Genomic DNA, 5,772 nt, shown 5'->3' on the forward strand with positions numbered 1-5,772 from the left:
ATACATCGACGGGTTCTACAATCCCGTCAGGCGGCATTCATCGCTCGGCTTCCAGAGCCCCATCGCCTTCGAGCGAAAAGCCCGGGAAGTGAGCTAAACGCTCTCCATAAAAGTCGGGCAAGTCCACTGAAGCGGTTGAAGGAACTGGAGAAGGAGAACCAACGCCTGAGGCGAGCGGTGTCCGACCTGACGCTGGACAAGCTGATCCTCACGGAGGCTGCACGGGGAAACTTCTGAGCCCTTCGCGCCGACGCAGATGCATCGACCGCGTGCGGCAGACGCTTGGCGTTTCCGAACGCCGCACCTGCCGCACGCTCGGACAGCATCGCTCGACACAGCGCAAGGTGCCACAGGGCCGTCCGGATGAAGACCGCCTGACCGCGGACATCATCGAGCTGGCGACGCAGTATGGCCGATACGGTTACCGGCCGGTGACGGCACTGCTGAACCAGGCCGGCTGGCATGTGAACCACAAGCGGGTCGAGCGCATCTGGCAACGCGAAGGGCTGAAAGTCCCACCGAAACAGAGGAAGCGCGGCCGTCTCTGGCTGAACGACGGTTCCTGCATCCGGCTCAGGCCCGAGCATCCGAACCATGTCTGGTCCTACGACTTCGTCCAGGACCGGACCCACGATGGGCGTGTCTACCGAACACTCAACATCATCGATGAGTATACCAGAGAGGCGCTTATGATCCGTGTCGATCGCAAGCTCAACTCGATCGACGTCATCGATGCCCTCACGGACCTGTTCATCCTGCGAGGACCGCCAAGCTACATCCGGTCCGACAACGGACCCGAGTTCATCGCGATTGCCGTCAGGGACTGGATTACCGCAGTGGGTGCCAAGACCGCCTACATCGAGCCCAGCTCACCCTGGGAGAACGGCTACGTCGAAAGCTTCAACGCCCGCTTCAGGGACGAATTGCTAAACGGAGAGGTCTTCTACTCCCTCCGCGAAGCTCAGATCCTCATCGAGCAATGGCGCAGGCACTACAACACGGTCCGCCCCCACAGCGCCCTGGGATACCGACCACCAGCCCCGGAAAGCATCATCCCGATGGATCAGAGACCAATCATGCACTAACAATCAACCCGGGCCACTCACTGGGGGCATTCCAGGCTTCCGAAGTCTTTCTAACTAGACTCAAGACATGGCGCCCCCAAGCCTCCATTGCAGTGGATTTCTCAGAATCATACGAGTGCCGGTTGTAAACGCCCGCCACGCCCGAAATCGCACCGGAAACATGATTGAGAACCGCCTCAACAACATGCGTAGGTTGCCCAATTCGAGCCATTCCCGTTGCTGCAGTTCTCCGTAGGTCATGAAAAGTCCAGTGTGGGATTTGCACTGTCATACCTCGCTCATTCGAGGCGATCTCGTTCATTGCGCCCGCGAGTTTTGCCCGCGCTTTGTGAAATCCGCTCAGGGGCTTTATGCCAGTTGTAGTGAATATCAATCCTGAGCCGCCGCCCGTCCTACCGTGACTTGCCAATACCTTTAACGAGATTTCCGAAAGTGGCACAGTATGAGCGCGACCATTCTTCGTACGCTCTCCACCCATCATCCACAGGGAACCCTCAACCTCACTTTCCGCCATTCCGACCACCTCACCGAGTCTCTGGCCTGTAAGTAGCAAGAGCTTTCCAGCTGCCTCCCATGGCCAACCTACACTTTCACATGCATTCCAGAACCAACGGATCTCATCATCGGTCAGGAAGCGCTCCCGGCTGATCTCTTTCGCTGGCTTTCTAACGCCCTGCATCGGCGAAGTCGTCAGGATGTCCCTCTCAATACACCAGTTGAAAAACTTGCTAAGATAGCCACGCAACCGGTTTGCAGTAATTTCTCGTCCGGAATCCATTATTTCATCGAGCAGATCGACCACGTCGCGCTTGGTAATCGAGTGCACATCTCGATCTCCCCATCTTGTAACGACGTGCCTGTCGAGTTCACGCCACACAACGTTACCGGACCGCAGTTTCGAAAGATGTCGCTTGTTGTGGAGATCAACCAGGGCCTTGATAGTGTCCCGTGCCGCGAGATCGATCTTGCTCGCCTTGGCGCGCTTTATTTCACCAGCCGGGTCAGCGCCAGCACGAGATTTTAGAAGTACATCCCGGGCTCTCTCTCGCGCGTCAGAAAGACTTAGTAGTGGGAATGGTCCCAAGGACATTCGGCGATGAGTCACACCGGTCCTATATCGCACCTGCCATGCCTTACGACCGCTCGGCTGAACAACCAGATATAACCCCGTCACCAAGGAGTCCGGGATCTCCTGTCGGCGATCGATTGCCTTGATCTTTTCCACGCCCGCCGCCGTCAACTTTGCCACGGAAAATCCTCGAACTCGTTCCCCAGAGCAGTACGGGGAACCTGTGGGGAACAAAATCGACTGTTTTGATCTGCTCGGAGTCGCTAGAGATAGTTGTGAACATACTTCATATGTGCATGTTATAGAATAGTTTTTTATTCCTACAAGTTTTTCTTCGTTACAAGTCGTTAGATGTAAGAATCCGACTGTTAATCAATTGGTCGTAGGTTCGATCCCTACCGCCGGAGCCAAAATATCTCAATAAAATCAGATATATAGGCGGCAAGTCGCTTTAGGCGACCTTTCGCCCCTTGGTCTGAATCGCCACGGAGTCGCCACCGTGACCACGATTCAGAAGCACCACACACCCCACTTAAAGCTAGGCCTTTCACAGTTGGACCTCTACATAACATCGCAACACAAACGAGTTGCGACCATCTGATATCGGCATTCCCGAGTACGGCACCGAACGTATGAAGTCACGGAACGAGTATGCCCGCCAGAGCTTCAGCGTACCAAATCCTGAAGAGTGAATCGATCCTCATGCTGCCGCTCTCGTCGGCATGCCCGTTCTCACCTAAGAACATGAGATGAGATATCGGCCCATCGCAAAACCCACTTACGCAGCCTTGACCTCCACACCCCGTCTACGCGAGGTTGTCATGGTCAATTATGACTAACGAAAAGCCTCACGTATCGGCCAGGACGGGAAGCACCATGCGAGAGTTGGCGAGATGACAATAAGCGGTGATGACATCAATCGCTGGCTGTTTGATCTCTTCTTGCGTCGCGAGAGCCTTATTGATTTCGAGCGGCCAATGGCCGAGCTCGCAGGACTGTGCCGAAGCGACGCAGAGTTCCAGCTTGTCGTACACTCAATCGACAGACTCGTTGCATTGTCGGAGACGCAATTTACACGCCACGTAATAGAGTTGGCGAAGTATATCAGAGAAAATATCCTCACCGAGACGCCCGTCGCAATTGTTGCAACAGCTTGGGGAGATAAGCCAGACAGTTCTCAACAATTGGTACAGCGACTAAAAGTACAACTCCGATCGGACAAGAACGTCGAGTTCTTTAACAGCGTAAATGCATTTGAACGCAAGGACCACATCAAAAGATTTCCACGCTTCATACTGGTCGATGAGTTTTCTGGAACCGGAGAGACAGTGGCCAACCGCTTAAAACATATTGGCAACCATGCGAAGGCAAATGGAACTGCGGTTGACCCGTACGTATGCATGCTGTTTGGCATGGAGAAGGCAAGTGAAAAATTGGTGAATCTGGGATATAAAACATATTTTTGCGCAGAATTGAAAGCGGGAATAAGCGGCTACTTCAACGACGCTGAACGCGACGAGAAGATTGCCTTGATGCAACGTCTGGAGGAAGAATTAGCACCCGCCATCAACGGAGAGCCAATGCCGAGTCTTGGTCATGGGCAGGCAGAAGCACTATTCTTCATCAAAAATATGAATGCCCCCAACTCAAACTTCCCGATACTTTGGTGGCCCAAAGATGCGCAGGACCGCGATAGGGACACTATTATGCATAGGGCGGAACTATGACTGATATTAAGCTGACCCCCGTAGAATTGACGCTACTGCACAAAGCATTTCGGTCACCAGAAGGAATTTCAATAGGAGGGATAACCACAACGGTCGGAGTTTCCATTAAGGACGCAGCGACTGCGTTTCGGATGCTTAGGAAACACGGATTATTGCGCGAACAGAATGGCGCCATCTGGTTAACACGTCGGGGGCGCACGTGGGTTATGGCTCACCAGAATCTCTTTGTTTTCTCAGGGGATAGAAATTGGAGACAAGTGCCCGTTGAGTACAAAGCGGAGTCGATACGCGCCTATGAGCCATACGCGCCGCGCGTTTCGAAATTGGATCGCGCGCACTTCGGACTTGGAGGACGTAGGGATGCATGATATGAGCGAGCAAGAGTGGTCGTCGCTAGCGCTTAGAAGTGTAGTCGCTTCTGCGGTTAAGGCTTACGAAAGCCTTTCGTACTCTCGAATTTTTGAGTCTCTCAAAAAGTTCGAGAGTACGATGTCGCCTCTTCCGAGGGACAGACACCTAAGCCACAGCAATCTTTGTTTTTGTTCAAAAACAAAGATTCTGCGTCTAAGGTGTCTAAGCGATGCAAGCATCGGATTGATCTGGTAGCGGCGGCCACTCCCAATGAATCCTTACATTACACAACGTTGGATTTCTTACCTGCGGGACATTGGGCTGCAGGAGGAATTGCTAACGCGATACGTCGAATACATTGAAGTCTGCGTCAAAAACGGTGTGCCTCCAATATTTGAACAAGTACATTTAGCAAAGCTCACCGGACGCAACACAGACGATTTGATGGCGATGGTTTTTGGCACGGAGAGTTTCTATCGAGAATTTCGACTACGCAAACGGTCCGGAGGATTTAGGAAGATACGCGCCCCATACCCGTCGCTGCTTGAAGTTCAACGATGGATTAATGAAGAAATATTATCAAAAAGGAAGCTTCCAAACTGCGTTACAGGCTTTCGAGAGGGATATTCTATCCTTGATAACGCGAGAATGCACTGCGGCAGAGATGAAATTATTAAGATTGACATAAAAGACTTTTTCCCAAGCATTAATTTTAAACGAGTTATGTCGACATTCATTTCTTTAGGGTATCCGGTAAATGTGTCATTCTTCCTAAGCAGGCTGTGTACTTTAGACAATGAACTGCCGCAGGGTGCCGCGACCAGCCCGGCGTTGAGCAATATCATCTGCTCGAATCTAGACAAGCGCTTCTATAAACTCTGCCGTTCGCGCAGATTGCGCTACACTAGATATGCCGATGACATCACGATTTCGGGAAAAAGTATTCCGGATGGCCTTGCAAAACTTTTCTTTGAAATAATTGAATCAGAAGGCTTCAAGGCCAACGAAACCAAGACCCGCTACTATCGTAGCGGAGAAAAGAAGATTGTTACCGGCCTTGATATCAGCACTGGCAAACCTCGAGTAACAAGGAGCTATCGACGAGATATTCAGAAGGATGTATATTTTGTTTGGTCGGCCGGCCTGTCCACTCACGTGGCACGAAGGAAAATATTTGCACCGAACTACATTCGACAACTAGAGGGGCGTGTGCGTTTTTGGGAAAGCATAGAACCCGAAAGCCGCCAAATGAAGAGAACGCTTCAGCGAGTGATGGAGCTGCGATTGCTATACGGTTAGTTCTTCTTAGTAATTTTTTTTAAATGTAATATTATAATTACACCGCGCAATACCTCTTTTCATTTTCAAAGATGTCCGCTCCTATTCACTTGCATGCTGGCGCGCCGAGTTCCTAATGACCTGCCACTGGTCTTTCATCCAGCCACGACCGGAGCCCGGTGGTTATTTACGCCTATTGGCGCGGGTTGAGCAATCGCCCGTCGCGCGGAGCTTTCATCTCGCGCAGCGGGACGGGCGATTG

The 5,772-nt window shown here is 51.9% G+C and carries 3 protein-coding genes and 1 pseudogene; 3 read left to right on the forward strand and 1 reads right to left on the reverse strand.

The genetic code is table 11. The annotated features are described in order from the left end of the window. Positions 1–126: 126 nt before the first annotated feature. Positions 127–1,085: pseudogene (locus OE647_RS19720) on the forward strand (IS3 family transposase); the annotation flags it as partial. Here OE647_RS19720 and OE647_RS19725 read toward each other — a convergent pair. Further along, positions 1,075–2,334: a tyrosine-type recombinase/integrase gene (locus tag OE647_RS19725; protein WP_263723487.1), complete on the reverse strand. Its 1,260-nt coding sequence runs from the start codon at positions 2,332–2,334 to the stop codon at positions 1,075–1,077. The pseudogene OE647_RS19720 and the gene OE647_RS19725 sit on opposite strands and share 11 nt — an antisense overlap. 713 nt (positions 2,335–3,047) lie before the next feature. Here OE647_RS19725 and OE647_RS19730 point away from each other — a divergent pair. Beyond that, positions 3,048–3,881, forward strand: a complete 834-nt coding sequence (locus OE647_RS19730; protein ID WP_263723488.1) for a phosphoribosyltransferase-like protein — start codon at positions 3,048–3,050, stop codon at positions 3,879–3,881. Positions 3,882–4,502: 621 nt separating this feature from the next. Further along, positions 4,503–5,531 carry a reverse transcriptase family protein gene (locus OE647_RS19735; protein ID WP_263723489.1) on the forward strand — a complete coding sequence of 343 codons (1,029 nt, stop codon included), beginning with the start codon at positions 4,503–4,505 and terminating at the stop codon, positions 5,529–5,531. Positions 5,532–5,772 lie beyond the last annotated feature (241 nt).

Source organism: Albidovulum sediminicola, assembly GCF_025751575.1.
Taxonomy (GTDB): Bacteria; Pseudomonadota; Alphaproteobacteria; order Rhodobacterales; family Rhodobacteraceae; genus Albidovulum; species Albidovulum sediminicola.

Bases quoted from the DNA above. Each gene is read 5' to 3' on its own strand.
- OE647_RS19730 (WP_263723488.1), top strand. From the start codon at position 3,048: ATGACAATAAGCGGTGATGACATCAATCGCTGGCTGTTTGATCTCTTC.
- OE647_RS19735 (WP_263723489.1), top strand. From the start codon at position 4,503: ATGAATCCTTACATTACACAACGTTGGATTTCTTACCTGCGGGACATT.